The organism is Microbacterium sp. NPDC077184 (genome assembly GCF_040687055.1).
GTDB lineage: Bacteria > Actinomycetota > Actinomycetes > Actinomycetales > Microbacteriaceae > Microbacterium.
This window is the reverse complement of the sequence record NZ_JBFBMM010000019.1, coordinates 1-1,042: the sequence shown is the minus strand read 5'-3', so window position 1 is coordinate 1,042 and position 1,042 is coordinate 1. Positions and strand designations below refer to the sequence as shown.

The window sequence follows — 1,042 nt, the reverse complement described above, 5'->3', positions numbered from 1 at the left end:
ACCTACCTGATCGGCGCGGATGGGGAGAAGAACAACAAAGACGTCGTGGAACTGATCCTGTCCCTCATGGGTCAGCCCTCCGACGCGTACGACCACGTCACCGACCGGGCAGGACACGACCTGCGGTACGCGATCGACTCCACCAAACTCCGCACCGACCTCGGCTGGACACCCACCTACCAGGACTTCGAGGCGGGGCTTGCCGCGACCATCGACTGGTACCGGGCGAACGAAGCATGGTGGGCACCCACCAAAGACGGTGTCGAAGCGTTCTACGCCAGCAAAGGCCAGTGATGACGCAGTTCGGTAAAGCCCTCACGGTCACCCCCACCCCGATCCCGGGGTTGGTGGTGGTGGATCTCCCCGTGCACGGGGATGCGCGGGGGTGGTTCAAGGAGAACTGGCAGCGGGAGAAGATGACCGCGCCCGGGGTGGACCTGCCCGATTTCGGTCCGGTGCAGAACAACATCTCCTTCAACGACGCCGCCGGCACCACCCGGGGAATCCACGCCGAACCCTGGGACAAATACGTCTCCGTCGCCACCGGCAGGATCTTCGGCGCCTGGGTGGACCTTCGTGAAGGCCCCACGTTCGGGGCCGTGTTCACCACCGAACTTGACCCGTCCAAGGCGATCTTCGTACCCCGCGGGGTGGGGAACTCCTACCAGACCCTCGAACCCGACACCGCCTACACCTACCTCGTCAACGACCACTGGTCCCCCACCGCCACCTACACGTTCCTGAACCTCGCCGACGAAACCGCCGCCATCGACTGGCCGATCCCACTGGACCAGGTGGAGATCAGCGAGAAAGACAAAAACCACCCGCGCCTGGCCGATGTGGTCCCGATGGCGGGGAAGAAGACCATCATCACCGGCGCGAACGGGCAACTCGGACGCGCCCTCCGGACCCTCTTCGGCGACACCCCGCAGGTCGAATACACCACCCGGGACACCCTCGACCTCACCTCCCCCACCCTGGACACCGACCGGCGGTGGCGGGACTACGACACCATCATCAACGCCGCCGCCTACACCGCCGT

Annotated in this window: 1 protein-coding gene and 1 pseudogene; both read left to right on the top strand. The window is 65.3% G+C overall.

Going from position 1 to position 1,042, the window contains the following annotated elements:
* Positions 1-294: pseudogene (locus tag AB0O93_RS16180) on the top strand (dTDP-glucose 4,6-dehydratase); the annotation flags it as partial.
* The coding region (locus AB0O93_RS16175) for a dTDP-4-dehydrorhamnose 3,5-epimerase family protein (protein ID WP_363345081.1) at positions 294-1,042 on the top strand (749 nt) is incomplete at its 3' end. The pseudogene AB0O93_RS16180 and the gene AB0O93_RS16175, both read left to right, overlap by 1 nt.